Source organism: Haloferula sargassicola, from assembly GCF_040362925.1.
In the GTDB taxonomy this organism is placed as follows: domain Bacteria; phylum Verrucomicrobiota; class Verrucomicrobiia; order Verrucomicrobiales; family Akkermansiaceae; genus Haloferula; species Haloferula sargassicola.
Map to the genome: position 1 here is coordinate 1 of NZ_BAABRI010000033.1, position 25,702 is coordinate 25,702.

Genomic DNA, 25,702 nt, shown 5'->3' on the forward strand with positions numbered 1-25,702 from the left:
GGGGCGCTATAAGGCGGTGGTGGTCAACGGGGAAGGGAGCGGGATGTATTTCCGGATCGTGGCGGACTACATCCACCTCAATCCGGTGCGGAGTGGCTGGGTGGGGGGATCAACGGGGAGGAAGCTCGTGGAGTGGGCGTGGAGCAGCTTTCCGGGCTATGGCGGGAGGAAGGTGCCGGAGTGGCTGGAGACGGGGCGGGTGCTGGCGGCTTTCGAGTTGGCGGAGGGGCGTCGAGGTCGCGCGGCCTACGCCCGCTATCTTGAGGCGCGGGCGGCGGACCGGGAGGGAACGTTGACGGATGAGTCGCTGAAAGAGCTGCGCCGGGGGTGGTATCTGGGCGGGGAGAGCTTCGGGGAGAAGGTGGCGGCGGCGATGGGGCAGGGGAAGGTGCGGCGTCGGGCGAGTGTCAGCGGGGGCGCGGCTCTGGCGCATGACGAGGCGGAGGCGGAGCGATTGGTGAAGAGATTGTTGGAGGAGCAGGGGCTGCCGACGGGGCGGGTGGCATTGTCAGGCCGAGGGAAATGGCAGCGGGAGAAGGCGTTGGTTTGTTCTTTGGTCAGGAAGCGGACCGGGGTTTCCAACGGGTGGCTGGCGTCCCGCCTGTCGATGGGCCACGAAAGCAGCGTGACGAGGGCGTTGCGGCGGGTCCGCGAGAGCACGGGATGGACGGCGCAGGCGAGACGGCTTGAGTCAATGCTCGAAATCGAGGACTGACCCCGATGCCGAGAGACCCCGATGCCGACCCAGGCGCTGGCCTACGTGAAGAGCAACAGCGGCTGGGCGAACCGCTACGAGGCGATCAAGAAACTGGCCGACAAGGTGCGCGGCGTAACCCCGCCGAAGCCGGGCGGACCGGACCCGGAGGCCAAGGCGCGCGAGACCGGCGAGCAGAGCTACGTGGAGATCGCCTCCCACCTGAAGAATTTCACCGACCGGCTGGAAGCGCTGGCTACACTCCGCCGGACACCCGCATCGGCATCCCCGCCTTCACCGCGATCCACGCCGAGCTGACCTCACTGAACACCGCGCTCCCCGGCCTGGCCCGCCCGCTGGCCGACGCCATCGCCGACCGCCAGACCGCCATCGCCGCGCTCAAGGCCGGCTTCGACGGGGTGAAGGTCAGCGTAAAATGCCAGTACGGGCAGAACTCGGTGCAGTTCGGGGCGATCCACTCCTTTCCGATGCCCCTGCCGGGGCTGGATTTCCTTGGGCCGCTGGTTCGTCTTGGTTGAGTCGGGCGGGGAGGGACTCGAAGTAAGACCTCAGGGGGGCGGAGATCTGGGGGCCTGCCCGGCGGTCGATGCCCGCCGCCCCCATGCACGAGCGGCGGGCCTTCGGCCGCCGATTTCTTGAGGCGGGCAGCCGGTCAAAGATAAATCGGGGTCCGGTGGTTGTCACCACCGGCTCATCTCCCAAGTCCCTCCGGGACGGAAGAAGCCTGATCGGAGCTTCATCCCGTGCCAATCGGGTGGGACCCCCAAAGAGAAAGCGGAAGCGGCAATCGCGGAGGCGCTGAACGAGCCATGACCCCGGGGAGTGGTCCTGAATCCAATTGCAGCATGCCTGTGAACAGAAAGACTTCGTCAGTGATGATTCTTTGAGGGGCTGGCGCGTCATCCAAGCGAAGCGCTCTCAATTTACCAAAAACTCTAAGGACCGCCTGCCTGAGGTGTCATATAACCGATGAGAACCACGCTTTCCGCCATCGTCCTGCTGACGACCCTGTGCCTGCATGTCCTCTCGGCGGCCTCCCCGGCATCCGATGCCGCACGGTATGCCGCAGCCATTGACCAAATCAACGCCGCTCATCTGCGGAAACCAGGCAGGGTGACGGAGGACGAATTGCGCGGGCAGATTCCCCAGACGGCGTTGCGAGCCCTTGACCGTGTCCTCAAAGCGCGCCCTTCCCCTGAGACCGCGGATGCCCTGCTCAAGTGTGGGGAGGCAGCGCTCGATCTCGCGGACATGGAGAGGTTCCAGAGAATTCGCGAACGACTGCAGCAGGTCGATCCGGACCGTCCGGACCGGATCGGCGACGCGGTGGCACGGGATCGTTTTCTGGTTCGGGGTATCGGGGATTTCGAGGCGGGTTATCTCAATGAATTCGCGAATGTGACCGAGGCCATCCTTGAAGCGTATGACGAGGTGTTTGGATTCAAGGAATGGTCCAAAGTTGCCGGGAAGAAGATCCGAATTCGGATTCATTTGGTTCCCGAAATCACCCGGCCACCCCATTTTGCCCCGCAGTATCCCTACCATTCGGAGATCGACATGCCGGTGGTCGACGATTCGGAGTTCCGATCGCCCACCCCCAAGGGGCAGATGATGTTCTACGGGCTTTGTCACGAGCTGGGCCACTTGATCGCCATGTGGGGTGATCGCGACACCATGGAGGATCATCACGCGTGGGCTCACTACACCGGCGTGACGATCGTCGAGCACATGTCCGTGACACCAAAGTACAGGGGAGTCCTTGAAAAGCTGCGGGACGCGCAGTGGCGTTCCCTGTCTCTGGAGCGTAGGAATCAAGGCGAGCCTTCGATGACCGACCGTGCGGGCGTGCTGGCCACACTCATCCGGCTGCACGATGTTGCGGGACCCCGTTCAATCGGGGCGGCCCTCAACTACATGGAAAAAGAAGCGATGGGGCACCGGATCAATCACGTCCGCTATTACAGGTTCAAGGACCTGAGGCAGGCACTTGATCAAACCATTGACGACCGGCAAACCAAAGCAGCGGTTGGCGAGGTCCTGCCATAGCGGATGGTCAAGGCGCTGCTGCGCAAACGCGGCGAGCATCTCGAACGAAGCTTCTGCCATGTGCTCGATCACGGGAAGCACCGGCGGGCCACCCTGCGCGGGCGGGTGAATCTGACCAAGCGTCAGCTTGTGGCGGCCTTCACGCACAACATCTCACTGCTGATGCAGCACCTTACCGGCTACGGCACCGTCAAACAATGCCAGGCGGGCAACCGGATGGCCGGATGGGCGTGTTTTGCCGCCCTGTGGGCGTGCCTTGCGGACATTGTGATCGTCCGGTCCGGGATCGGAGGGGGATGCGCTCGATCTGTCGTGATTTTGCCGTGCGCGGCTGGGTTTTGTGGGTGCGTCCCGACCTCGCCGCGAATCGGCCTATTTCAACAGGCTGCTATCCCTTCGAGGGTTTAGATAAGGCCTGCCACCGGTGCTTTGTCCCGCGCCTTCACAGCTCGCCGCTCCCACCTGAGCGTGAGGGCGGGTCTCCACCCACGATCATCCGCCACCGCAGCCACAGCGGGAAATCCACCCGATAGGCAACGGTGCGATGAAGAGGGGATCCACGACCCATGACAGCGATGGAAGGTTTTCCCCGCATCGAATTCTCCCGTCCGCCGATAGGGGCGATCAGGGCTTCATCGAGCCGGTGGCGAGAAAGCGTTGGTGGAGCTCGAAGGCCATCGCGAGGCTCTGCGGGGTGTGGCCCTCAATGACGCCGTGGAGGTAGGCATCGAGCTCCTCGCGGTAGTCCGGGTGGACGCACTTGGCGATGATTTCCTCGGCGCGCTCGGTCGGGTCCTTGCCGCGAAGGTCGGCGATGCCCTGCTCGGTGATGACGACCTGCACGCTGTGCTCGCTGTGGTCCATGTGGCTGACCAGCGGGACGATGGTGCTGATGTCGCCGCGCTTGGCGACGGACGGGCAGGTGAAGATGGAGATGAAGGCATTGCGGGTGAAGTCGCCCGAGCCGCCGATGCCGTTCATGAGGTCGTTGCCCATCAGGTGAGTCGAGTTGACGTTGCCGAAGATGTCGATCTCGATGGCGGTATTGATCGAGATGATGCCGAGGCGGCGGACGATCTCGGGGTTGTTGGAAATCTCCTGCGGCCTGAGGACGATGCGGTCCTTGAAGTAGTCGAGGTTTTCATAGACCTCGGAAAGGACGGGCGGGCTGAGGGTCAGCGAGGTGCCGCTGGCGAAGGTGATGTCGCCCTTTTTCATCAGCTCGATGACCGAATCCTGGACGACCTCCGAGTAGAGCTGGAAGGGCGGGATGTCGGGGTTCGAGCCCATGGCACCGAGGACGGCGTTGGCGATGTTTCCCACGCCCGACTGGATCGGCAGGAACTCCGCGGGAATGCGGCCGGCCTGCAGTTCGGCGGCGAGGAAGGCGGCGACGTTCTCGCCGATCTTCATGGTCATTTCATCGGGCTCCTTGAAGGCCGCGACCTCGTCGGGGAGGTTGGTGCGGACGATGCCGATGATTTTTTCCGGGTCCACCCGGACGGAGCGGGAGCCGATGCGGTCGTGCGCGGTGGTCATCGGGATCGGCAGCCGGTGCGGCGGGTCGTAGGGCTCGTAGATGTCGTGGATGCCGCGCAGGCCGACGGGGTGGAACTCGTTGAGCTCGATCAGGATCTGGTCGGCCTCGTGGAGGAAGGTCGGGGCCGCGCCGACCGAGGTGGTGAGGACGATCTGGCCGTCGGCGGTGACGTCGCAGGCCTCGACGATGGCCATGTGGAACTTGCCGAGGAAGCCGTAGCGGACGTTCTGCGGCAGCACCGAGAGGTGCATGTCGAAGAAGTGGGTCTTGCCCTCGTTGATCGACTTCCGCAGCGCGGAGTTCGACTGGTAGGGGGTGCGCCAGGAGATGGCTTCGGCTCGGGCGAGTTCGCCATCGAGCGAGTCGCCGGTCGAGGCGCCGGTGACGACGCCGACCTTGAACTCGCGGCCGGCGGCGTGTTCCTCGCGGGCACGGGCGGCGAGCGCCTTGGGGATGGCCTTGGCGGCACCGGCGGGGGTGAAGCCGCTGAAGCCGATGGTCATGCCGTTCTGGACATGGGCGGCGGCCTCCTCGGGCGTGAGTTCGGGATAGGTCCTCGGGTGGAATGGGTGGGTCATGGCGCGTGGCGTGGGGTGGATTTCTACTGCGTTTCTAGTGGCCGCCGAGCAGGGCGAGGAAATAGCCGGCCGCCAGGGCGGTGCCGATCACGCCGGCGACGTTCGGGCCCATGGCGTGCATCAGGAGGTAGTTGTGCGGGTCGGCCTTCAGGCCCTCGGTGTGGCTCACGCGGGCGGCCATCGGCACGGCGGAGACGCCGGCGGAGCCGATCAGCGGGTTGATCTTGTTCTTGCTGAAGAGGTTCATCACGCGGGCCATGAGCAGGCCGCCGGCGGTCGAAACGCCGAAGGCGATCACGCCGAGCACGATGATCATCATGGTCTCCATCCGCAGGAAACGGTCGCCCTGCATGGTGATGCCGACGCTGGTGCCGAGGAAGATGGTCACGATGTTGATGATTTCGTTCTGGGCGGCCTTGGTGAGGCGCTCGGTCACGCCGCACTCGCGCAGGAAATTGCCGAGCATGAGCATGGCGATCAGCGGGGCCACCGGCGGCACCAGCAGGATGCACAGGATGGTCACGGCCAGGGCGAAGATGAGTTTTTCCAGCCGGCTGACCTTGCGCAGGCTCTTCATCCGGATCTTCCGCTCCTCCTTGGTGGTGAGCAGGTTCATGATCGGCGGCTGGATCACCGGCACGAGCGCCATATAACTGTAGGCGGCCACGGCGATCGGGGCCATCAGCTCGGGCGCGAGCGCATTGGAGAGGAAAATGGAGGTCGGTCCGTCGGCCCCGCCGATGATGCCGATGGCGGCGGCGGCGTGGGACGAGAAGCCGAGCGCGATGGCGCCGAGGAAGGTGACGAACACGCCGAGCTGGGCGGCGGCACCGAGCAGCAGCATCCGCGGGTTGGCGATGAGCGGGCCGAAGTCGGTCAGCGCGCCGACGCCGAGGAAGATGATCGGCGGGAAGATCTCGAGAATCACCCCCAGTGAGATCCAGTGGTAGAAGCCGCCGGCGTGGGTGCTGTTCATCTCCGTGATCTGCTGGCCGTCGATGACCATGGAGCCGATGGCGGGGACGTCCGCGACGATGCGGCCCGAGGAAGCGGCCCAGACCAAGTAGTCATCGGGCGTCACCTGGATTTCGCCGCCGGCGTAGGGGACGGTGATGGCCTCGTCGTCCCGCGGCTTGCCATCGTCGGTGGGCGTCGGCTTGTCGGGATGGACCACGAACAGCAGCGAGCCGTTGCCTTCGGCGAAATGCCGGGCCTCGTTGGCGAAGAGGTCGCGGATCTCATCGGGCTTCAGGCGGATCAGGTGGTCCGGGCGTTCGTGCGGGACCCGCTCGATCGTGATCACGTCACCCTTGGAGGCCATGGCGGCGAAGACGGTGCCGGTGACCGGGCTGCGGACGGGGCCGGCCGGTTTTTCAACAAGGTTCTCGGTCGGCAGGTTCGCGAGGAGCGCGCCGAAGGCGATCGGGATGAGGAGCAGCGGTTCGAAGCCTTTGTAAACGGCGAGCCAAAGGAGAACGAGGACCACCACCCACATCACCACCATGCGCCATTCGAGGACTCCGAATCCGGTCAGGTGGACGAGCTGCTGGAGTTGTTCGAGCATGGGAGTGGATGGAAAAAGTGAATCTGAGGGTGGGCGGCGATCAGGCGATCACCATGAGTTCCTGGCCTTCATCGACCGAGTCGCCCTGCTTGACGGCGATCGACTTGACGGTGCCGGCGGAGGTGGCGCTGACGACGGTGTTCATCTTCATCGCTTCGAGCGTGAGGACCTGTTGGCCGGCGGCGACGGTCTGGCCGACGGCGACATCGACGGACACCACGACCGCGGCGAGCGGGCTGACCAGCGAGCCATCGCCCGAGGGCGCGGCCGCGGCCGGCTTCGGCGCGGGAGCGGGGGCGGCGGCCGGAGCGGCGACGCTGGCGGAGCGTGCGGGAGTGCCGACGAGCGGCTGCACGGGACCGCTTTCTTCTCCGAGGATCTCGACCTGGACGTCGTAGGTTTTTCCGTCAACGGTGATGCGGAGTTGTTTCATGGGATGATAGGTTGGAGATGAGTTGGTGGGGTTTTGGAATTCAGCGGACGCGGTGGGACGAGAAGATCTGGCGGCGCCCTTCGGACGCCCAGCTGTCCCGGGTGGGAGTGATGCGGACGATCTGGTAGGCCTGGCCTTCCAGCGCCACCGCCACGGCGGCGGCGAGCACGGCGGGGATGGCCTCGTCCACCGCCGGGGCGGCGGGCACGGCGGCTGGTGCCGGTGCGGGCTGCGCCGCCGGCTTGGGCTTGTTGGCGGCCCTGGTGAAGCCGAGGCCGTTGAGCGTGATGAACAGCATCAGCGCACCGAGGACGAAGAGGACCATGATCTGGCCCACCGCGAGGAACTCGATCGCTTCGGTCATCGACGGGTGCAGGGGCACGTTGGCAAGGAGCGGAGTCATGATGAAGGAATGGCTGAGTTACGGTTAGAGCGGGATGTTGCCGTGCTTCTTCGGCGGCCGGGTGTCGCGCTTGGAAAGGGTGGCCCGCAGGGCGAGGGCGATGCGGGTGCGGGTGCCGGCGGGCGTGATCACATCGGTGACCATCGCGCGTGCGGCGGCCTGGTAGGGCGAGGCGAACTGCTCGCGGTATTCCTCGACCAGCCGCGCCTGTTCGGCCTTGGGGTCCTCGGCTTCCTTGATCTGCTTGCCGAACAGGATGTTGGCCGCGCCTTCGGCACCCATGACCGCGATTTCGGCGGTCGGCCAGGCCAGCACCAGATCCGCTCCGAGGTCGTCCGAGCACATGGCCAGGTAGGCGCCGCCGTAGGCCTTGCGCATGATCAGGGTGATCTTGGGAACGGTGGCCGCGGCGTAGGCAAAGAGCATCTTGGCGCCGTGGCGGATAATTCCCCCCCGCTCCTGCGCCAGGCCGGGCATGAAGCCGGGCGTGTCGACCAGGTTGACGACGGGGATGTTGAAGATGTTGCAGGTGCGGATGAAACGCGCGCCCTTGTCCGAGGAATCGATGTCGAGCGTGCCGGCGCGCACCGCCGGCTGGTTGGCGATGATGCCGACCACCACGCCGCAGATCCGTCCGAACCCGACGACGAGGTTTTTCGCAAAGTCCGGCATGATCTCCATGAAGCTCTCCGGATCGACGAGGCGGTCGATGACCTGGAGCACGTCGAGCGCCTTCTTCGGACTGTCCGGCACCAGCTCGTTCATGCCGAGGTCCGGCGCGGTGTTGATCGGATAGTCGAGATCGTGCGGCGGATCGCAGACGTTGTTGGCGGGGAGGTAGGAGAGAAGGCGGGCCGCAAGGGCCATCGCGTGGCGGTCGTCCTGGGCGATGAGGTGGATGTTGCCGCTGACGGTCGCGTGGGCGGCGGCGGAGGCGAACTGTTCGAGCTCCGCATGCTCACCGGTGGCGGCCTTGATGACGCCCGGCCCGCAGATGAACATGTTGGCGTTCTTTTCCGTCATGATCAGGAAATCCATGAGCGCCGGCGAGTAGGCGGCACCGCCCGCGCAGGGCCCGGCGATGACGGCGATCTGCGGCACCACGCCGGAGAGATAAACGTTCTTGAAGAACACCTGGCCGTAGCCGGAAAGCGAGGCGACGCCCTCCTGGATGCGGGCGCCACCGGAGTCGTTCACCGCGACCACGGGGACGCCGACATCGTGGGCGTAGTCCATCAGCTGGCAGATCTTCTTGGCATGGATGCGGCCGAGCGAGCCGCCGCTGACGGTGAAATCCTGGCTGTAGGCCGCGACGGGGCGGCCGTCGATGAAGCCGGTGCCGCACACCACGCCGTCGTAGGGCAGGTCCTTGTCCTCCATTCCGAAGGCGTGGCAGTCGTGCTGCGCGTGCATCCCGAATTCCTGAAAGGTGCCGGGTTCGAAGAGCACTTCGAGACGCTCGCGGGCGCAGAGGATTCCCTTCTCCTTGCGCTTTTCGAGCTTGTCCTTGCCGCCGGCGTCGCGGGCTTTCTGACGGCGGTTTTCCAGGTCTTCCAAAAGTTTCGGGTCGATGGCCATGGTCGTGGTCGGTGGATGATTCGGGATGCGGGATTCAGGCGTCGGCCGGCTTCGGCATGCAGAACTCGGTCAGCACGCCGTGGGTCGATTTCGGGTGAAGGAAGGCGACCAGCTTGTTGGCGGCCCCTTCGAAAGGTTGTTCGTGGATGAGGCGGACACCGCTCGCCGAGGCCGCGCCGAGCTGGCCGGTGATATCGTCGGTGGCGAAGGCGATGTGGTGGATGCCCTCGCCGTTCTTCTCGAGAAACTTGGCGATCGGGCTCTCGTCGGAGGTGGGCTCGAGCAGCTCGAGGTGCACGCCGCCGCAGTCGAAGAAGGCGGTGCGAACCTTCTGGGATTCGACTTCCTCGCGGCCGTGGCAGTGGAGGCCGAGAGACTCTTCGTAGTAGCGGCAGGCCTCGTCCAGGTTGCGGACGGCGATGCCGAGGTGGTCGATTTGCTGGATCATAAAATCGGATCGTTGGGTCGTTCAGCGAAGCTCTTCCGTGCGGAAGCCGGCGTCCAAATGCCGGGCCACCCATGCCTCCATCCGGTCCTTCGACCGCTTTTCTCCGGTGGTGGTTTCCTCCCTCGGGAAGTTCACGACCCGACGTTCTCCGGGAACCATGGCGGGGCCAAGTTCCGTCCCTCCGCCTAAACTCGGATTACCGTCGCATATGCTCCGATGGGGGTCCCGGATGTACGGTAAATGCCATAATTGACGCAAATCTTGAGGGGGCAAAGAAGGCGGACGTCCGGGATTTTGGGAGCAGGATGAATGGGATATCAGCGACCGATGGGATGGGGATTCCCATCAAGCTCGCCGACCTGCGCAGGCAGGATCTTGGTCCGGAAGCCTCGAAAGAATCTTCATCCTATTGATCCTCCTCAATCCAGTCATCCTGCGGCGATTCCCGGGATGCCTCGCCCCGCCGACGGAGAACGGCATTTCGTGCGCGGCTTTTCGGACGGGACGGGATGAGGAACCCGCGCACCTGAAAGATATCTACCTCGCGCCGCCGCAACCGGCCGTCCGCGAGCGAGACCGCTTCCATTCCTTTTCCCAAGTCACGCCATGAGTTCCACCGAGTCCCCTCTCTTTCCACCCAGCACCGAATCCGAATGGCGCGCCGCCGCCGAGGCGCTTCTGAAAGGCGCTCCCTTTGACAAGGTGATGCGCACGCCCACGCCCGAGGGCATCACCCTCGAGCCGATCTACCGGCGCGAGGTGCTCGATGACATCCCGGCCGCCGCCGCGGTGCCTGGTGCCGATGGCTGCCTGCGCGGCACCAAGGCTGAAGGCTATCAAGTCGAGCCGTGGCAAATCGCCCAGGAGCTGCCCTACGGCGACCCCGCGGAGTTCAACCGCGCGTTGCTGGCGGACCTCGCCCGCGGCCAGAATTGCGTCAACGTCCTCCTCGACATCGCCACTGCCAACGGCCGCGACCCCGACTCGGCGCCCGTCGGCGAAGTCGGCGCCTGCGGGCTCTCGCTCGCCTCGCTGGCTGATGCCAAACGCGCCTTCGCCAACGTCCTCCCCGATGCGGTGAGCTTCCATTTCCAGCCCGGCTGCGGCGCGCTACCGGTGCAGGCGCTTTTCAAAGCCTGGCTGCAGGACAAGGGCGCGGATCTTTCCGCCGTGCGCGGCGCGCTGAACATGGACCCGCTGGCGATGCTCGCCGCGTCCGGATCGCTGCCGACCTCACTCGACCAGTGCTACGACGAAATGGCCGCCCTGGTCCGCGACCAGCTCACCCACATGCCCGGCTTCTCCGCCATCGGCGTAAGCACGCTGCCAGCCCACGGCGCCGGTGCCAGCGCGGTGCAGGAACTCGGCATCGCGCTCGCCACCGGGCTCGCCTACCTGCGCGCGCTGACCGCCCGCGGGCTTTCCGTCGATGAAGCCGCATCGCAGGTCTGCTTCACTTTCTCAATCGGCGGCAACTTCTTCATGGAACTCGCCAAGTTCCGCGCCTTCCGCCCACTGTGGACGCGCGTGGTGACCTCGCTCGGCGGCAGCGCGGATTCGGCGAAACCCCGCGTCCACGGTCGCACCGGCCTCTACAACAAGACGCGCCACGACCCCTATGTGAACATGCTGCGCACCACCACCGAGGCGCTGTCCGGCGTGCTCGGCGGCGTCGACAGCCTGTGCGTCGGCACCTTCGACGAATGCCTGCGCGTGCCCGACGACTTCTCGCGCCGCATCGCCCGCAACACGCAGGTCATCCTGCAGGAAGAGTGCGAGATCCCCGCCGTGGTCGATCCCGCCGGCGGCTCGTGGTTCGTGGAATGGCTGACCGATCAGGTCGCGCGCAAGTCGTGGGAGGAATTCCAGGCGATCGAGAAGGAAGGCGGCATGGAAAAGGCGCTCTCGTCCGGCTCCATCCAGTCGGCCGTGTCGAAGGTTCACGGCGGTCGCGAAAAGCTGCTCTCCCAACGCCGCATGTCACTCGTCGGCACCAACCAGTATCCCGACATCGCCGAGAAGCCGCTGGCCGACCGCGCCTGCGACTACGCCGCGCTGCGCGACAAGCGCGCCAAGGAACTCGCCGTCCTGCGCACCAGCGCCGACGTCCAGACCGACGCCGACGTCATGGCCCGCCTCGCCGCGTTGCTGGAAGGTGAGAAAAAAGACCTCCTTCCCGGCCTCGTCGAAGCCGTGCTGGCCGGTGCCACCATCGGGGAAATCACCCGCACGCTCCGCGCTGGCGCGGGCGATGCCCCGCAAGTCGGTCCGCTCCCCTCGACCCGCCTGGCGGTGATGTACGAAGAGCTTCGTAGCGCGTCCGACGCCTTCCGCGAAAAGACCGGCAAGGCCCCGCTGATCCACCTCGCCAACTGCGGCGCGCTCCGCCGTCACAAAGCCCGCGCCGACTTCACCCGCTCGTTCTTCGCCACCGGCGGCTTCGAGTGCCACTACGCCGAAGGTTCTTCGGAGCCGTCAGAAGTAGTTGCGCGCGCAACTACATCCGGCGCGAAGATCGTGGTGATCTGCGGCAACGATGAGGATTATCCGACCTTCGTCCCGGCGGTCGCCCAGGCGATCAAGGATGCCGACCCGGGCGTTTCCGTGATCCTCGCCGGCTTCCCGGGCGACCACGAGGCGGCCTACCGCGAGGCGGGGATGGACGACTACATTTTCGTGAAGTCGAACAACTACGAGACCAACCGTAATTACCTCGCCAAGCTCGGCGTCCTCGAAGCCTGAACCCCGCAACCTTTCCCCACACGAAATCATGAACGACGTCGATTTCACCACCCTGTCCTACGAGCCCATCCCGCCAAGCGCGGATGCCGAATCCTGGAGCGCCTCCGTTTCCGCCGCCACCGGCAAGTCGCCGGACGCGCTGGTCACGGAAACCATGGAACGCATCCCCGTGAAGCCGCTCTACACCGTGGCCGACTACGAGGGCATGACCCACCTCGACTACACCGCCGGACTGCCGCCCTTCCTGCGCGGACCCTACGCCACGATGTATGTCTTCCGCCCGTGGACGGTGCGCCAGTATGCCGGCTTCTCGACCGCCGAGGAGTCGAATGCGTTCTATCGCCGCAACATCGCCGCCGGTCAGCAGGGCCTTTCGGTCGCCTTCGACCTGGCCACGCACCGCGGCTACGACAGCGACCACCCGCGGGTCGTTGGCGACGTTGGCAAGGCCGGTGTGGCGATCGATTCGGTGGAGGACATGAAGGTCCTCTTCGACTCCATCCCGCTCGACCGCGTGTCCGTTTCCATGACCATGAACGGCGCGGTGATCCCGGTGCTGGCATTCTACATCGTCGCCGCCCTGGAGCAGGGCTGCACCCTCGATCAACTCAGCGGCACGATCCAGAACGACATCCTGAAGGAGTTCATGGTGCGGAACACCTACATCTATCCACCCGCGCCTTCGATGCGGATCATCGGCGACATCTTCGCCTACACCTCGCGAAACATGCCGAAGTTCAACTCGATCTCGATCTCCGGCTATCACATGCAGGAGGCGGGCGCGACGGCCGACCTGGAGATGGGCTACACGCTGGCCGACGGTCTCGAATACCTCCGCACCGGCACCGAGGCCGGGCTCGACATCGATGCTTTCGCGCCACGGCTGTCGTTCTTCTGGGCGATCGGGAAAAACTACTTCATGGAGATCGCGAAAATGCGCGCCGCCCGCGTGCTGTGGTCGCGGATCGTCAGCCAGTTCAATCCGAAGAGTTCCAAGTCGCTCGCGCTGCGCACGCACTCGCAGACCTCCGGCTGGTCGCTCACCGAGCAGGACCCGTTCAACAACGTCGTCCGCACTGCCGTTGAGGCGATGGCCTCGGCCTGCGGCCACACCCAGTCGCTGCACACCAACGCGCTCGACGAGGCGATCGCGCTGCCGACCGATTTCTCGGCCCGCATCGCGCGCAACACCCAGCTTTTCCTCCAGGAGGAAACGGGCATCTGCAAGGTGATCGACCCGTGGGGCGGCAGCTACTACGTCGAGTCGCTGACCCGCGAGCTGATGGACAAGGCATGGGCGCACATTGAGGAGGTCGAGAAACTCGGCGGCATGACCAAGGCGATCGAGGAAGGCATCCCGAAGCTGCGCATCGAGGAAGCCGCCGCCCGCCGCCAGGCGCGGATCGACAGCGGCAAGGAAACGATCGTCGGCCTCAACAAGTACCGCCTCGAGAAGGAGGAGCCGCTGGACATCCTCGACATCGACAACTCCGCGGTGCGCGAGTCGCAGATCCGCCGCATCGAGCAGATCCGCAAGACCCGCGACGCCGATGCCTGCCGCAACGCGCTTGAAGCGATCACCCGCTGCGCGGAGTCGGGCGAGGGCAACCTGCTGGAACTCGCCGTGACCGCCGCCCAGGCCCGGGCGACGCTGGGTGAGATCTCCGACGCGATGGAGAAGGTCTTCGGCCGCTACAAGGCACGCATCCGCTCGATCTCGGGCGTTTACGCCAAGGAATTCGGGAACGATCCTACGATGAATACCGTAAAAGAACTGATCGAGCGGTTCGAGCAGGAGGAAGGCCGCCGGCCGCGGATCCTCATCGCCAAGATGGGCCAGGACGGCCACGACCGCGGCGCCAAGGTGGTCGCCACCGCCTACGCCGACCTCGGTTTCGATGTCGACATCGGCCCGCTGTTCCAGACGCCGGAGGAAACCGCGCGCCAGGCCGTGGAGAACGACGTCCACGTGGTCGCCATGAGCTCGCTCGCGGCGGGCCACAAGACGCTGCTTCCCGAGCTGGTCGGCGAGCTGGCGAAGCTTGGTCGCGACGACATCATGGTCGTCTGCGGCGGCGTGATCCCCGCGCAGGACTACGAGTTCCTGCTCAACAACGGCGCGAGTGCGATCTTCGGACCCGGCACGGTGATTCCGGAGTCGGCCAAGCGCATCCTCGAACTCCTTCTTGCCTGAATTCCCATCATCCGAATCCATGTCAGACGACACCACCTCCAGCCTCGCCTACCTGCTGGAAACCAAGAAATCGGACAGCGAGCGAGCGTCTGTCATCATCGGCCGGGCGTGCGAGTGGTTCAAGGCGCAGCTTGAGGAAGCGCGCGTTCCCTATCATTTCACCGACAGCGGCGTGCAGGAGCACGGGGGCTACGGCTACTTCCAGATCAAGTCCTTGTTCAAGGGCACGGCGATCACGCTGCACCTCAAGATCGCGGAGATCCACGAGAAGCCGTTCTGTTTCGCCGACATCCGGGTGCGCGGCCAGCAGGACCGGTTGCTGTTTCCGTTCTTCGGGGAAATCGGGACCCACGAGGGCAAGCTGACCATTCTTCACTACACCGCGGATTTCCTGCTTTCGACGCAACAGGATGTGACGGCGATGTAGGGCTGCCGGGATGGGGCGGGCGATTTTTTACACGGAGGAACGGAGAAAACGGAGGACACGGAGCAGGGAATGATCAGGTTTTTGATTTCCCTCCGTGACCTCTGCTTTCTTCTGTTTCTCTGTGATGAGATGGCGCGAACTCTCGCAGGAGCGGTTGGAATCCTGTATTGGATGTCGAAGTGAACAGCGAAGGAAAGAAGCCCGAGTGGGTGCCGGAGGACGACCATCACGGCACCTACGCGAGCGAGGTGAAGCCGGGGGTGGCGGACGGGATGGCGTTTTCGACGAAGCCGCGGAAGAAGCGTCGGCCGCTGGAGGCGGATGAGGCGGTGGAGGGGATTCTGGATTCTAGCAGGACGATCCTCGCGCGGGCGATCACGGTGATCGAGAGCCGCGCGCCGGCGCACCGACCGTTGGCGGCGGAAATACTGCGGCGGTGTTTGCCGGAGTCGGGCCGCTCGGTGCGGGTCGGGATCACCGGCGTGCCGGGCGCGGGAAAGAGCACCTTCATCGAGCGCTTCGGCTTGCAGCTCTGCGAGGCCGGACATCGCGTCGCGGTGCTGGCGGTGGATCCGACCAGCGCGGTCAGCGGCGGCAGCGTGCTGGGAGACAAGACGCGGATGGAGGATCTTTCCCGGCATTCCTCGGCTTTCATCCGGCCCTCGCCGGCGGGCGGCACGCTCGGTGGCGTGGCGGCGAAGACGCGGGAGACGATGCTGCTGTGCGAGGCGGCGGGCTACGACGTGATCCTCGTGGAAACGGTCGGCGTCGGCCAGAGCGAGGTGGCCGTCAGGACGATGGTCGATTTTTTCCTGCTGCTGCAGATCGCGGGCGCGGGCGACGAGCTGCAGGGGATCAAGAAGGGCGTGATCGAAATGGCCGACGCGATCGTGGTCAACAAGGCCGACGGCGACAACAAGCGGCGGGCCGAGGTGGCGCGCGGCGAATACTCGCGGGTGCTGCACTACCTGCATCCCCACACGCCCGGCTGGACGCCGAAAGCGATGGCCTGCTCGGCGCTCGACGGGACGGGTGTGGATGCGGTGTGGAAGACGATCGGTGATTTCCGGAGCCAGCTCGAGGAAGCCGGAACATGGAGCTCGCGGCGGCAGGAGCAGAATGTGAAGTGGTTCCACACGCTGCTGAAGGACGCGGTGCTGGCGCGGTTTTTCGAATCGGCTGCTGCGGACGGCCTGCGCGAGATCGAGGGCGAGGTGGCGGCAGGAAAAGTGTCGGTCACCGAGGCGGTCGACCGGCTGTTGTGGCCTTGAAGGAGGGTCTCATGGGGGCCCTGCGATGGTGCGGATCGCCGTTTGCCAGCGGTACGCATCATGCTCATTGCCGCGAGGAAGTTTTGAATCTCTCGTCGTCAGAGCCTTGTCGAAAACGCCGGATCCTCTACGTGTCGGATTTCCACGAGGAGGAGTGGCTGCTGGGCATCGCCGAGTATGCGCGGCAGGCGAACTGGGAGCTGATCGCCAACATGCGCTTCCATGGGGATTTCCCATCCGAGACCGAGGCCGATGGCATCTTGATCACGGCCTACGGCGCACGGGTGCGGTCCTGGATGCGGCGGTGGAAGGGCACGCCGATGGTTCATCTCGGGATTCCTTTCGGAGGGATCGACCTCCCCTTCGTGCAGTCGGATTTCGAAAAGGTGGGGCGGACCGGTGCCCGCCACCTGATGACCTTGGGGCGTGTGCAGCACGCTTTCTACTGCCTGCAGCCTGGGCCCGACTCGCTGCTGATCCGCGATGCCTTTGAGCACGAGCTGGCGGCGGCCCGGCTGCCATCCGACCGGTTGGTGGTGGGCTCGGCGGAGATGGAGAGCAGCCCGGCGAAGCACATCCGCATCCCGCTGCTGGCCGAGCAGCTGCGGCGGATCAAGCGCCCGGTGGCGATCATGACCTGCGATGACCGGCGGTCGCTCGACCTGCTGGAGGCCTGCGAACTCCTCGGGCTGCATGTGCCCGACGATGTGGCTATCCTCGGTTGCGAGGACCGCAAGGTGGAGGTGGCGCTGGCGAAGGTGGCGCTGTCGTCGATCGACTTCGACAAACACCACATGGGCCGACGGGCGGCGGCGATGCTGCAATCGCTGATGAGCGGGAAGCCGCTGACGCGCGACCGGGAAATGATCGCCCCGGCGGGGGTGAAGGACCGCGCCTCCACGGCCACTTTTTCCGCCCCGGGCAGCGACTTGCGGCGGAGCGTGCTGCACATCCGGCGTCACTATGCCGAGCCGCTGCGGCTTTCGACGCTGGCCCGGCTTGCGGGCATGTCCGAGCGGGTGTTTCGCGACGAATTCAAAAGCTGCGTGGGCCACGGGCCGAAGGAGGAGATCATCCGGGTTCGCCTCGGCGCCGCCTGTCGTCTGTTGCGGGATACCGATTACAAGCTGGAGGCTATAGCGATCGAGACCGGTTTCGGCTCGGCCAAGAAGCTGTGCGAAGTCTTCGCCCGTGCGCATGAAACCACGCCGGGGCGGTGGCGCGAACTGGCGCAGGAGCGGAGGTTGTTCGCGGAAAGCATCTGATTTCGAATCGGCGACGAGTGATTGAAGAAAGCGGGAACCGTTTCGCCGATTCCGGGAATACCGACGGGTGGCCTTTTCCCAGCCGATGCGTCTAGGGTCCGTGCCAGCCGCACCTGGATCAACCCGACACTCCATCAAGATGCAGGGGGGCGGCTTCCAAAAAAACCAATGTCCGCATGAGTTCGATCACCTCGATTCCCGGCTTCACCACCTTGCCACGCTGCTTGGCGCGGGTGACCTCCCCGCATCGCTCCGGGGCGGGACAGCCGGCAGGTTCGAGGATGAGCGATGCTCTGGCCAGTCACCACGTTGGCCCGGACCGCACCGGGGGAATCGTGAAGTCAACGGGGAACATGGGTTCCCCGTTGGCTTCCGGTTCCTCCTCCGATTTTTTGTCAGCACGTTGAAATGGTAGACCGGCGGCGGTCTTCGCGGGGACCGCCGCCGGCATCGTGCCGGGCTCACCCGACCCGCCGTGCCCGGAAGCCCCGGGCGCTGGAGCAGGACTGGGCGCCCTTGTGACAGGTGAAGGCGTGCGAAGCGGCGGCCCGGCAGATTTCAGATCCGGGTTGCGGCGATTTTTCCGTATGAAAAGCGGCCGAAAGGAGGTATGCGAAGTTGATATTTCCCGAGAACGGGATCCGGCCATGAAATTCATCCCATCCTTCCTGTTGTCCGCCGCGCTCGTGGCGGGGGTCGCGTTTTCCGAAGACGAAAAACTTCCGGATGCCTCCTTGTCCGAGGTGCAATTCGGGTCGCAGGTGAATGACGTCGCGCTCAAGCCCTCGGAGTTGGAGGGCAAGGTGGTCGTCGTGGAGAAGTGGGGAACCAACTGCGGTCCCTGCCTCGCCTTCCTGCCGGAGCTGGCGAAGATCGCGAAACGCTACGAAAAGAAGGGACTCGCGGTGGTGGGCATGGAGGTCCAGCAGAGTGACAAGGCCAAGATCAACAAGATCCTGAAGGACGCCCGCGTGAAATATCCCGTGGTGGCGGGCGGATCGACGCCCGTGAACTCGAAGTACATCCCGCACGCCCAGGTGTTCGGTGCCAACGGGAAGCTCCTGTGGGCGGGCAACCCGCATGACGACGGCTTCATGAAGTCGATCAAGGCGGGCCTCAAGGAGGCCAAGGACCTGCCGGCGGACGCCGCCGTTTCCGTGGATGAAGAAGAGGCCCCGATCATCGCCTCGCGGGAATGGACGAACACGGACGGAAAGACCATCACGGCCGAGGTGATGCGGGTCGATGGCGACACCGTCGTTTTCCGCATGAACGAGCGGGAGGTCCCCTACGCCCTCGCCAAGCTGTCGGATGACGACCAGCAGGCCATCCGCGAGGCAGCGGAGGAGTGAGGCCGGCCTTTTCCCGCTGACCGGGATTTGGCGTAACGGCGCGACGGTTTTGTGGTAGGGCTGGGGGCGATGTCCGAGGCCCGATCCGACCTTTTTCTGACCACGCGCTGGACCTTGGTCGGCCAAGCCGCGGGGAGCGGAGGCGACTCGGCCAAGGAGGCGCTGGGTTCGCTCTTCGCCATCTACTGGAAGCCGCTCTACCGATTTGCCCGGCGGATGGGAAACAGCGCGCCGGATGCCGAGGACCTGGTGCAGGGCTTCTTCGCCCACCTGCTGGAGGGCGGGGGCCTGGAACGGGTGGATCCCGATCGCGGCCGCTTCCGGGCTTTCCTGCTGGCTTCGCTGAAACACTTCGCCACCAACGTCTGGCGGCGGGACCACGCCCGGAAGCGCGGTGGATTCACGCCCCACCTGTCGCTCGACTGGCGGGACGCCGAAACCGGGCTCGGTCTCCAGGCGGAGGATGCCCGCAGCCCCGACCGTTGGTTCGACCGGGAGTGGGCGCTGGCGCTGCTCGACAAGGTGCTCGACGATCTGCGGCGCGAGGAGCCGGAGTTCGAACGCTGGAAATCCTTTCTCAGCCTGGGGCGCGACCGCCTGTCCTACGCCGAAGTCGCGGCGGGCTTCGGCATGAGCGAGGGCGCCGCGCGGGTGGCGGTCCACCGCCTGCGCAAGCGCTACCGGCAGCGGGTGCGCGAGGAGATTGCGGGGACCCTGCAGGACCCGGCGATGGTCGATGACGAAATGGCGGCCTTGTTCGCGGCGCTGGCGGACGATTTATCGTAACGAAAGCAGGGAGAACGTGAAGGGAACGGTGAGATGAACACGCAAGCCACCTGCCCGCAATGCGGCCGCCCGCTGCCTGAGAAAACCACGCACGGGCTCTGTCCCGCCTGCCTCCTCGGCCAAGCCATGGCCAGCCGGACTTTCGCCTCGGAGAGCGATGACGAGGGTCCGCCACCCCCGCCGACGCCGGAGGAAATCCAGGACCGTTTCCCGTCGTACGAAGTCGTCGAGTGCCTCGGACGCGGAGGCATGGGCATCGTCTACAAGGCCCGCCAGAAATCGCTCGACCGCTGGGTGGCCATCAAGGTGCTGGTTCCCGGCGAGGGAGATGAGGGTCGCTTCGCGGAGCGCTTCGAGCGGGAGGCGAAGACCCTGGCGAAGATGAGTCATCCGAACATCGTGACCATTTTCGATCACGGAGAGACCGGCGGGCTCTACTACATCGTGATGGAGTATGTCGATGGCGTGAACCTGCGCGACCTGCTGAGGGAGGGGAAGATGGAGGCGGAGCAAGCGCTGGCGATCGTGCCGCCGATCTGCGAGGCGCTGGAATACGCGCACGGCAAGGGCGTGGTGCACCGCGACATCAAGCCGGAGAACCTGCTGCTCGACCGGGACGGGCGGGTGAAGATCGCCGACTTCGGGATCGCTTCGCTGGTCGGCGCGACCGGTGAACGTGCCGGCACGCCGCCCTACATGGCGCCCGAGCAGGGAAAGGGCGACGTGGACCGCCGGGCGGACATCTATGCGCTGGGCGTGGTGCTCTATGAAATGCTCACCGGCGAACGACCTACGGCGGATCTCGTAGAACCGTCGCGGAAGGTGCAGGTCGACGTGAAGATCGACGAGATGGTGCTGCGGGCCTTGGAAAAGGAGCCGGAGCGCCGCTACCAGACCGCGGGCGAGTTCCGGACGGTGGTGGAGACGATGACGCGCGGCGGGAGGGACGTCCCACAGGCCCCGAAAACAAGGTCGCTGCCGGGATTCCGCTCCTCGGCTGCCTGTGCGCTGGTGCGCTGGGGAGTGGGCTTGGGAAGCCTCGGGTTTCTCGGGTTCCTTGGGAAGGTGGAGGGTTTTGAGGGGTGGCAGCGGCTTTTCGGGATGTTTGGTTTCTTGGGCTTGGTCGGCCTTGCGGCCATCATCGAAATGGTGGCGAGGAGGAGGAAAAAGATGAGTCCCTCCCTCGTAGCCCCGGTGGCCGGAGCGGTGGCAGCGGGCATCGTGGTCGGGATCGTCCTGCCGGTGCTGCTCCAATCGGGAGACGGTGGTTTCCGGAAACTGTCCGACGAAGGATGGAAGCTTTGGCAGTCAGGGCGGCCCACCGAGGCGCGGGCGAAGTTCGAGGAAGCGGTGAAGTTGCGCTCCGATGACGCGAAGGCCTGGAATGGCCTCGGCTGGGCCTGCCTCAATTCGGGGGATCCGGATTCGGCGGAAGAAGCCTTCGACAAGGTGCTCGCCCTTGAGCCGGGCCATCCGGCGGCCCTGAACGGGCTCGGCCAGATCGCGCTTTCGAAGCGGGACGACGAGCAGGCGGAGCGCTATCTTCACCAAGCCGCGGATCGCAATGCCACGGCGGCATGGTTCGGGCTGGCGAGGCTCTATCTCCTTCAGGGGAGGTATGACGAGGCCGAGGAGTGGGCCCGTCGGCTCGATCAATCCGCGGCCCACAGCGAGGACTCGAAGCGCTTGCTGGAAGAGATTCGAGGCAGGAAATCGGCGATGGTTTCCGGAGAGGAGATCAAGGATCTCGCGGAAAGCTTCGATGAGGCGCAGGAGCTTGAGGGAAACCAGATCGCCCGGGAGCGGGCGCTCGATGCGGCATTGAAGTCCGCAAGCTCGCTGGTGGCTCGACCCATCACCCTCGAGGCGAGGGTGTGGAAGATCGAAACGGAGCGGGTCCGAGTGCGGTTCTTTCCGTCGCTCTTCCAGGATTCCGACGATTTCGTGCCGCAGCTGCGCTTTGTCGCGGAGGGCGCCGAGGAGCCTGAATTCTATTTGAGCATGTCGGGGGTGAAACCTCTTGGCGGAACTTCAATGGGCGGATCCACCCGAGGGGAAGTCGAAATCGGGCCTTGGTTTTCCGTGGACGATGCCGGTGCCTGGAAGCCCGGGGATCTGCTGACTTTCCGGGGAAGAATCGATCAGGTGAAGTCCGCGCCCGGTTGGGACGGCTTTACGGACAGCGAGCCGAGACGGCCGAAGCAGAAAACCGTTCCGGGGTTGGTCGTCTCCCAAGTTGAATTCGTTTCCCAAATAGCCGGCCCGGACCCGAATCCTCCGACGACCCGCGATCAGGTGCTCATCGAGGACGCCGCGCTGCGGATGACCGCTGCGATCCGCGACAAGGATGAGGCGGCCCTGAAGGAGCTTGCGGTGGACCGGATCCCGGGCTGGCGGGATGCCCTGCCGGCGTTCGCCTTCGAGCTGCGCGAGCGCTTTCGCCAGGTCACCGGCCGCGAGGGTTTCGACCTGAAAACGGGTGAATCCATGGTGAAAGGTGACCTCGGGGTGGTGCGCTGCGTGGGGGCGAAGGAGCTGGGTGGGAAGTGTGTGGTGATGTCTTTCGTGAAAACGAAACAGGGGTGGAAGAACTGCCTGCTGCGGACCGCGACCGAGAACGTACCGCTCGATCAAATGCTGGGCTACCTGGCGGGCCAGCTGGAAGCGGCGGCGGAAAAACGGGAGGCGGCCGGTAACGACGAGCGGCCGGCCGCGGAAGTCTACCTCGATCTCGTCGAGGAGCTTGCGACGCAAAAGGCGGGAGGATTGGGGCACGTTCATCCGAACGTCCGATCCACCCAAGCGAAACTCAAGGTGCTGCGGGAACGGCATCCCGAGCTTCCGGATGAGGCCACGCTCCAGCTGGCGCAGGAACGCTTGACCAAGCTGATGATGGATCAAACGGGCCGGGCGGCGGAAGGTCTCGGGACCCGGCATCCCGACCTCCGGCCGCTGAATGCAAGAATCGCCGCGCTGGAGGCGCTGATCGCCGAGGCCAAGCGGCGGCAATGACGGCCCATCAATCGGGCGACCCGATCGGGAACCCCCCGAGCTGGATGCGGACGATTTCGACGCCGTCGGTGAGCTGGTCTTCGTTGAGGAAGTAACTCGAAAGGTAGAACTCGGCCTCCGGGAGGAGCGAGCGGGAGACCCGGAATTCAAAACTCGAAACACCCCAGTCGTCGTAGCGCGAGACCGGCACCTCTCCGATCATCTCGCCGCCGAGCCATAATTCCAGGACGCCATCGACGCAGAAACCCTCGGTTTGTTCGTTGAAGCCGCTCATCAGGCAAACGGTCACGTCCACCTTGTCTCCGGGACTGGAGACGATGTCGACCGTCACGCCCAAGGGCAGCTCCCGCTTGCTGGCCGCCTCGATCATGCTCGCCGGCGCGGCCGATCCGATGACCGGGACGAGCAGGAAAAGCAGGGCGAGGAGGACTTTCATGCGGGAAACGACGGGCCTTTCGGGCACCGCGGGCGGGACCATACACGGCGTGCCGGGAGACGTCACCCCCAAAGAGCGGCCGGGTTCGTGACGGGACCGCCTGAATTTGGGCTGGATTTCCTACGCTCCGAAGCATGGTTTGCGGCCATGGGCGAGGTGTTTCTGAAATTGGAGAAGGTGAACGTGTGGCGGGGCATCGACGCCCGGCAACCGGCCTTGCGGGAGGTCTCGCTGGATCTGCGGACGGGCGAGAGCGTGGCCATCCTGGGACCGAACGGCTCGGGGAAAAGCACCTTGTTAAAGCTGCTGACCGGCGAGCTGCGGTGCGAGGCCCGGCGCGGCTCCACCTGCCGCCTTTTCGATGAGGAACTCTGGAACATCGAGGAACTGCGCCATCGCATCGGCGTGGTGATGCCGGAGGAGGTCGCCCGTTTCGATCCCGATGAGCTGGCTTTCGACGTGGTGCTCTCGGGCTTTCGTGGAGCCTACGGTCGCACTCCCTTCATGCGTTTCTCTCGAAAGGAGCGCGTCAAGGCCTCGCGCGCGGTCGACCGGATGGAGGTGGAAGCCCTGGTGGAGCGCCCCTTTGCCGAGCTGTCATCGGGCGAGCGGCGACGCTTCCTGATCGCCCGTGCGCTGGCCCATGAACCCCAGGTGCTGGTGCTCGACGAACCCTCGACCGCCCTCGATTTCGCCGCCACCACCGAGCTGACGCGGCTACTCCGGGAACTCATGACCCACGGCACCACGGTGGTGCTGGTGACCCATCATCCGGCCGAGATTCCGCCGGAAATGGAGCGGGTCATTGCCTTGAAGGAAGGCCGCGTGTTCGCCGATGGGCGGAAACGCGGCGTCATGACCGCCGCCGGCCTCAGTGATCTCTACGGACTTCCTCTGAAGGCCCGTTGGCTGGACGGCTGGTGCGCGGTTCGCCCTGCTTGACGGAGGGATCAGACCTTCTGCTTCACCCGTTGCACCGGGTCATCGCGCCACATGAAGAGCGCCTTCACCACCTCGGTGAACTCGTTTTTCTTCACGTGGTGCTGCTCGCGCTCGATCTGCACGGACTCGGCACCGACCACCGGGTCGTCCTCGGTCGCCGTGGGATTGGGATCGATGCGGTGCTCGAACCTGTCCAGCAGGCGGGTGCGGATCTCCCCATGCACCGACAGCAGCTTCCGCGCGGGAGCGGCCAGCGGATGGTCGGGAGGCGTCTCCTCCAGTGCGGCGCGGGTTTCGGCCTCGGCCTCACGGAGGCGGTCCTTGAGCAGGGCGAAGATCTTCTGGTCGTCGGATGTCGGGGAAGCCATGAGTCACCGTGGCATGGATCGTGGCGTTCGCAAGCGATCGGAGGTTGCCGAGCCGGCCCGGGCCTTGGATGCTGCCGCCCCCGATGAGCCGCCTGCCGAGTAATGACCAGACCCAGGTGATGAATTGGTCGCTCGGCGTGGCGATCGTGCTGCTGGTCGTCAAGGTGACGGCCGCCGTGATCACGGGCTCATCGGCGATCTATTCGGATGCGGCGGAATCGGTCACGCACATGCTGGCGGTCGGCTTCGCGGCCTGGGCGCTGCGGTTTTCCCACAAGCCTTCGGATGACACCCACCACTTCGGTCACGACAAGGTGGCCTTCATTTCCTCCGGGCTGGAGGGCGCGATGATTGCCGCGGCCGCGCTGTTGATCGGCTATGAGGCGATCCTGCAGTTCGTCAACGGTGTGAAAATCAGCTCGCTCGGCGCGGGGATGATCCTGACCGGGGCCGCGGCTGCGGTGAACATGGCGCTGGGGCTGGCCCTGATCCGCGTGGGGAAACGGCGGCACTCGCAGCTGATCCGTGCCAATGGCCAGCACGTCCTGGCCGACGTCTGGACCAGTGCCGGCGTGCTGGTGGCGCTGTTGCTGGTGGGCCTGACCGGCTGGGTCTGGTGGGACCCGATCTTCGCCTCGCTGGCGGCGGCGAAGCTGCTCTGGACCGGCCTCAAGTTGCTGAAGGAAAGCTTCGCCGGCCTGATGGACGAAGCCGACCTGGAGGTCGAAAAACAGCTCCGCGACCTGCTCGATGCCGATTGTGCGAAATACGGGCTTTCCTATCACAACCTCCGCCACCGCCACTCCGGGCGCACGCATTGGGTCGAGCTGCATCTCGTTTTCCCCGATGAAATGACCGTCCACCGGGCGCACGAGATCGCGACCGAGATCGAAGCCGAAGTGGCGGCGACCTTGGAGCCGGACGGCCGCGTGATCACCCACCTCGAGCCCCGGTCCGCGGAGCATCACGAGGAGGATTGGGAGGTGAGATGAGGGAGTAGAGGAAAGAGTTTCATGTCACAATCCTGCGGGCTCCGGTCAATGGACCGTGAAGCCATGCAAGCCGCACCTGTTCTCGAATTCCCTCCAACCATGGACCGAACCCGATTTTCCGATCTGATCCGGGGGCATCACCGGGGGCTGCTGGCCTACGCCACGGCGTTGGTGAAATCGGATGCCGCCGCCCGCGATCTGGTGCAGGACGCCTGCGTCGCGGCGTGGCAGAGCCTCGCGAAGTTCGATGCCACCCGCGACTTCGGCGTCTGGATGCGGGGGATCATCCGCAACAAGTGGCGGGAGTATTGTCGGCGGCACCGGCGGGAGGTCGCGCTGGATGAGAAGACGCTGGAGCGCTTGGAGGAGCCGTTCCGGGAGGCACCGGGGGACGCGGAGCTTTTTGCGCGGCTGGCGGAGTGCCGGTCGAAGCTTCCCGGGCCGATGGCCGAGGCGGTGCGGGTGACCTACGATGAAGGTCGTACGTCCGACGAGGCCGCCGAACTGCTTTCCACCACCGCTGCGGCGCTGCGCAAGCGCCTGGAGCGGGCCCGCGAGGCACTGCGCCTCTGCCTGTCCCGCCATGACTGAACCCCGAACCGATTTTGGA

General features: G+C 65.2%; 22 protein-coding genes and 1 pseudogene. 15 read left to right on the plus strand and 8 right to left on the minus strand.

What is annotated here, in order from left to right:
* The 4 genes and pseudogenes from ABXH26_RS19710 to ABXH26_RS19725 form a co-directional block, all read left to right on the plus strand.
* Window positions 1-715: pseudogene (locus tag ABXH26_RS19710) on the plus strand (hypothetical protein); the annotation flags it as partial.
* Between the two features lie 21 nt (window positions 716-736).
* Entirely contained in the window at window positions 737-1,012 is a 276-nt protein-coding gene (locus tag ABXH26_RS19715; RefSeq protein WP_353568824.1) for a hypothetical protein, read from the plus strand.
* 672 nt (window positions 1,013-1,684) lie between these two features.
* On the plus strand, window positions 1,685-2,761 hold the full coding sequence (locus ABXH26_RS19720) for a hypothetical protein (RefSeq protein ID WP_353568825.1): 1,077 nt from the start codon (window positions 1,685-1,687) through the stop codon (window positions 2,759-2,761).
* 3 nt (window positions 2,762-2,764) lie between these two features.
* The gene (locus tag ABXH26_RS19725) at window positions 2,765-3,169 is read left to right on the plus strand and encodes a hypothetical protein (RefSeq protein WP_353568826.1); all 405 of its coding nucleotides are present in this window, start codon (window positions 2,765-2,767) and stop codon (window positions 3,167-3,169) included.
* 216 nt (window positions 3,170-3,385) lie between these two features.
* Here the strand turns inward: ABXH26_RS19725 and ABXH26_RS19730 are convergent, their stop codons facing one another.
* From ABXH26_RS19730 to mce, 6 genes are read right to left on the minus strand one after another with little or no spacing between them, the layout of a single operon-like run.
* Complete coding sequence (locus ABXH26_RS19730; protein WP_353568827.1) at window positions 3,386-4,879, minus strand: butyryl-CoA:acetate CoA transferase; 1,494 nt, start codon at window positions 4,877-4,879, stop codon at window positions 3,386-3,388.
* Between the two features lie 34 nt (window positions 4,880-4,913).
* The gene (locus ABXH26_RS19735; RefSeq protein ID WP_353568828.1) at window positions 4,914-6,443 is read right to left on the minus strand and encodes a sodium ion-translocating decarboxylase subunit beta; all 1,530 of its coding nucleotides are present in this window, start codon (window positions 6,441-6,443) and stop codon (window positions 4,914-4,916) included.
* A 40-nt stretch (window positions 6,444-6,483) separates the two neighbouring features.
* The gene (locus ABXH26_RS19740) at window positions 6,484-6,876 is read right to left on the minus strand and encodes a biotin/lipoyl-containing protein (protein ID WP_353568829.1); all 393 of its coding nucleotides are present in this window, start codon (window positions 6,874-6,876) and stop codon (window positions 6,484-6,486) included.
* Window positions 6,877-6,916: 40 nt separating this feature from the next.
* Window positions 6,917-7,279, minus strand: a complete 363-nt coding sequence (locus tag ABXH26_RS19745; RefSeq protein WP_353568830.1) for an OadG family transporter subunit — start codon at window positions 7,277-7,279, stop codon at window positions 6,917-6,919.
* Window positions 7,280-7,303: 24 nt separating this feature from the next.
* On the minus strand, window positions 7,304-8,857 hold the full coding sequence (locus ABXH26_RS19750) for an acyl-CoA carboxylase subunit beta (protein ID WP_353568831.1): 1,554 nt from the start codon (window positions 8,855-8,857) through the stop codon (window positions 7,304-7,306).
* A 34-nt stretch (window positions 8,858-8,891) separates the two neighbouring features.
* A complete protein-coding gene (mce, locus tag ABXH26_RS19755; RefSeq protein WP_353568832.1) occupies window positions 8,892-9,305 on the minus strand; it encodes a methylmalonyl-CoA epimerase in 414 nt (137 codons plus the stop codon).
* A gap of 606 nt (window positions 9,306-9,911) precedes the next feature.
* Here mce and ABXH26_RS19760 point away from each other — a divergent pair.
* From ABXH26_RS19760 to ABXH26_RS19795, 8 genes are all read left to right on the plus strand, one after another.
* Complete coding sequence (locus ABXH26_RS19760) at window positions 9,912-12,047, plus strand: methylmalonyl-CoA mutase family protein (RefSeq protein ID WP_353568833.1); 2,136 nt, start codon at window positions 9,912-9,914, stop codon at window positions 12,045-12,047.
* Window positions 12,048-12,075: 28 nt separating this feature from the next.
* Entirely contained in the window at window positions 12,076-14,241 is a 2,166-nt protein-coding gene (scpA, locus tag ABXH26_RS19765; RefSeq protein ID WP_353568834.1) for a methylmalonyl-CoA mutase, read from the plus strand.
* Between the two features lie 19 nt (window positions 14,242-14,260).
* Window positions 14,261-14,668 (plus strand): hypothetical protein, encoded by a 408-nt coding sequence (locus tag ABXH26_RS19770; protein WP_353568835.1) that lies wholly within the window; start codon window positions 14,261-14,263, stop codon window positions 14,666-14,668.
* 248 nt (window positions 14,669-14,916) lie between these two features.
* Window positions 14,917-15,939 carry a methylmalonyl Co-A mutase-associated GTPase MeaB gene (meaB, locus tag ABXH26_RS19775; RefSeq protein WP_434783440.1) on the plus strand — a complete coding sequence of 341 codons (1,023 nt, stop codon included), beginning with the start codon at window positions 14,917-14,919 and terminating at the stop codon, window positions 15,937-15,939.
* Window positions 15,940-16,070: 131 nt separating this feature from the next.
* Window positions 16,071-17,204 (plus strand): substrate-binding domain-containing protein, encoded by a 1,134-nt coding sequence (locus ABXH26_RS19780; RefSeq protein WP_353568836.1) that lies wholly within the window; start codon window positions 16,071-16,073, stop codon window positions 17,202-17,204.
* Window positions 17,205-17,851: 647 nt separating this feature from the next.
* Window positions 17,852-18,556: a TlpA disulfide reductase family protein gene (locus ABXH26_RS19785; RefSeq protein ID WP_353568837.1), complete on the plus strand. Its 705-nt coding sequence runs from the start codon at window positions 17,852-17,854 to the stop codon at window positions 18,554-18,556.
* Between the two features lie 69 nt (window positions 18,557-18,625).
* A complete protein-coding gene (locus tag ABXH26_RS19790; RefSeq protein ID WP_353568838.1) occupies window positions 18,626-19,342 on the plus strand; it encodes an RNA polymerase sigma factor in 717 nt (238 codons plus the stop codon).
* A gap of 33 nt (window positions 19,343-19,375) precedes the next feature.
* Window positions 19,376-22,354, plus strand: a complete 2,979-nt coding sequence (locus ABXH26_RS19795) for a protein kinase domain-containing protein (RefSeq protein ID WP_353568839.1) — start codon at window positions 19,376-19,378, stop codon at window positions 22,352-22,354.
* Between the two features lie 7 nt (window positions 22,355-22,361).
* On the opposite strand, the gene ABXH26_RS19800 is transcribed toward ABXH26_RS19795, so the two are convergent.
* The gene (locus ABXH26_RS19800; protein WP_353568840.1) at window positions 22,362-22,790 is read right to left on the minus strand and encodes a hypothetical protein; all 429 of its coding nucleotides are present in this window, start codon (window positions 22,788-22,790) and stop codon (window positions 22,362-22,364) included.
* 147 nt (window positions 22,791-22,937) lie between these two features.
* On the opposite strand from ABXH26_RS19800, the gene ABXH26_RS19805 reads away from it, so the two are divergent.
* On the plus strand, window positions 22,938-23,732 hold the full coding sequence (locus tag ABXH26_RS19805; protein ID WP_353568841.1) for an ABC transporter ATP-binding protein: 795 nt from the start codon (window positions 22,938-22,940) through the stop codon (window positions 23,730-23,732).
* A gap of 8 nt (window positions 23,733-23,740) precedes the next feature.
* Here ABXH26_RS19805 and ABXH26_RS19810 read toward each other — a convergent pair whose 3' ends face one another.
* Window positions 23,741-24,100, minus strand: coding sequence for a hypothetical protein (locus tag ABXH26_RS19810; protein ID WP_353568842.1), 360 nt, complete (start codon window positions 24,098-24,100; stop codon window positions 23,741-23,743).
* Window positions 24,101-24,183: 83 nt separating this feature from the next.
* Here ABXH26_RS19810 and ABXH26_RS19815 point away from each other — a divergent pair, with 83 nt between their 5' ends.
* Window positions 24,184-25,092 (plus strand): cation diffusion facilitator family transporter, encoded by a 909-nt coding sequence (locus tag ABXH26_RS19815; RefSeq protein ID WP_353568843.1) that lies wholly within the window; start codon window positions 24,184-24,186, stop codon window positions 25,090-25,092.
* Window positions 25,093-25,191: 99 nt separating this feature from the next.
* Complete coding sequence (locus ABXH26_RS19820) at window positions 25,192-25,683, plus strand: RNA polymerase sigma factor (protein WP_353568844.1); 492 nt, start codon at window positions 25,192-25,194, stop codon at window positions 25,681-25,683.
* Window positions 25,684-25,702: the final 19 nt, after the last annotated feature.

Bases quoted from the DNA above. Each gene is read 5' to 3' on its own strand.
- ABXH26_RS19770 (WP_353568835.1), top strand. From the start codon at position 14,261: ATGTCAGACGACACCACCTCCAGCCTCGCCTACCTGCTGGAAACCAAG.
- ABXH26_RS19720 (WP_353568825.1), top strand. From the start codon at position 1,685: ATGAGAACCACGCTTTCCGCCATCGTCCTGCTGACGACCCTGTGCCTG.
- ABXH26_RS19815 (WP_353568843.1), top strand. From the start codon at position 24,184: ATGAGCCGCCTGCCGAGTAATGACCAGACCCAGGTGATGAATTGGTCG.
- ABXH26_RS19810 (WP_353568842.1), bottom strand. From the start codon at position 24,100: ATGGCTTCCCCGACATCCGACGACCAGAAGATCTTCGCCCTGCTCAAG.
- ABXH26_RS19725 (WP_353568826.1), top strand. From the start codon at position 2,765: ATGGTCAAGGCGCTGCTGCGCAAACGCGGCGAGCATCTCGAACGAAGC.
- ABXH26_RS19820 (WP_353568844.1), top strand. From the start codon at position 25,192: ATGGACCGAACCCGATTTTCCGATCTGATCCGGGGGCATCACCGGGGG.
- ABXH26_RS19715 (WP_353568824.1), top strand. From the start codon at position 737: ATGCCGACCCAGGCGCTGGCCTACGTGAAGAGCAACAGCGGCTGGGCG.
- ABXH26_RS19805 (WP_353568841.1), top strand. From the start codon at position 22,938: ATGGGCGAGGTGTTTCTGAAATTGGAGAAGGTGAACGTGTGGCGGGGC.
- ABXH26_RS19740 (WP_353568829.1), bottom strand. From the start codon at position 6,876: ATGAAACAACTCCGCATCACCGTTGACGGAAAAACCTACGACGTCCAG.
- ABXH26_RS19800 (WP_353568840.1), bottom strand. From the start codon at position 22,790: ATGAAAGTCCTCCTCGCCCTGCTTTTCCTGCTCGTCCCGGTCATCGGA.
- ABXH26_RS19735 (WP_353568828.1), bottom strand. From the start codon at position 6,443: ATGCTCGAACAACTCCAGCAGCTCGTCCACCTGACCGGATTCGGAGTC.
- ABXH26_RS19730 (WP_353568827.1), bottom strand. From the start codon at position 4,879: ATGACCCACCCATTCCACCCGAGGACCTATCCCGAACTCACGCCCGAG.
- ABXH26_RS19785 (WP_353568837.1), top strand. From the start codon at position 17,852: ATGAAATTCATCCCATCCTTCCTGTTGTCCGCCGCGCTCGTGGCGGGG.
- ABXH26_RS19750 (WP_353568831.1), bottom strand. From the start codon at position 8,857: ATGGCCATCGACCCGAAACTTTTGGAAGACCTGGAAAACCGCCGTCAG.
- ABXH26_RS19795 (WP_353568839.1), top strand. From the start codon at position 19,376: ATGAACACGCAAGCCACCTGCCCGCAATGCGGCCGCCCGCTGCCTGAG.
- ABXH26_RS19760 (WP_353568833.1), top strand. From the start codon at position 9,912: ATGAGTTCCACCGAGTCCCCTCTCTTTCCACCCAGCACCGAATCCGAA.
- ABXH26_RS19790 (WP_353568838.1), top strand. From the start codon at position 18,626: ATGTCCGAGGCCCGATCCGACCTTTTTCTGACCACGCGCTGGACCTTG.
- mce (WP_353568832.1), bottom strand. From the start codon at position 9,305: ATGATCCAGCAAATCGACCACCTCGGCATCGCCGTCCGCAACCTGGAC.
- scpA (WP_353568834.1), top strand. From the start codon at position 12,076: ATGAACGACGTCGATTTCACCACCCTGTCCTACGAGCCCATCCCGCCA.
- ABXH26_RS19745 (WP_353568830.1), bottom strand. From the start codon at position 7,279: ATGACTCCGCTCCTTGCCAACGTGCCCCTGCACCCGTCGATGACCGAA.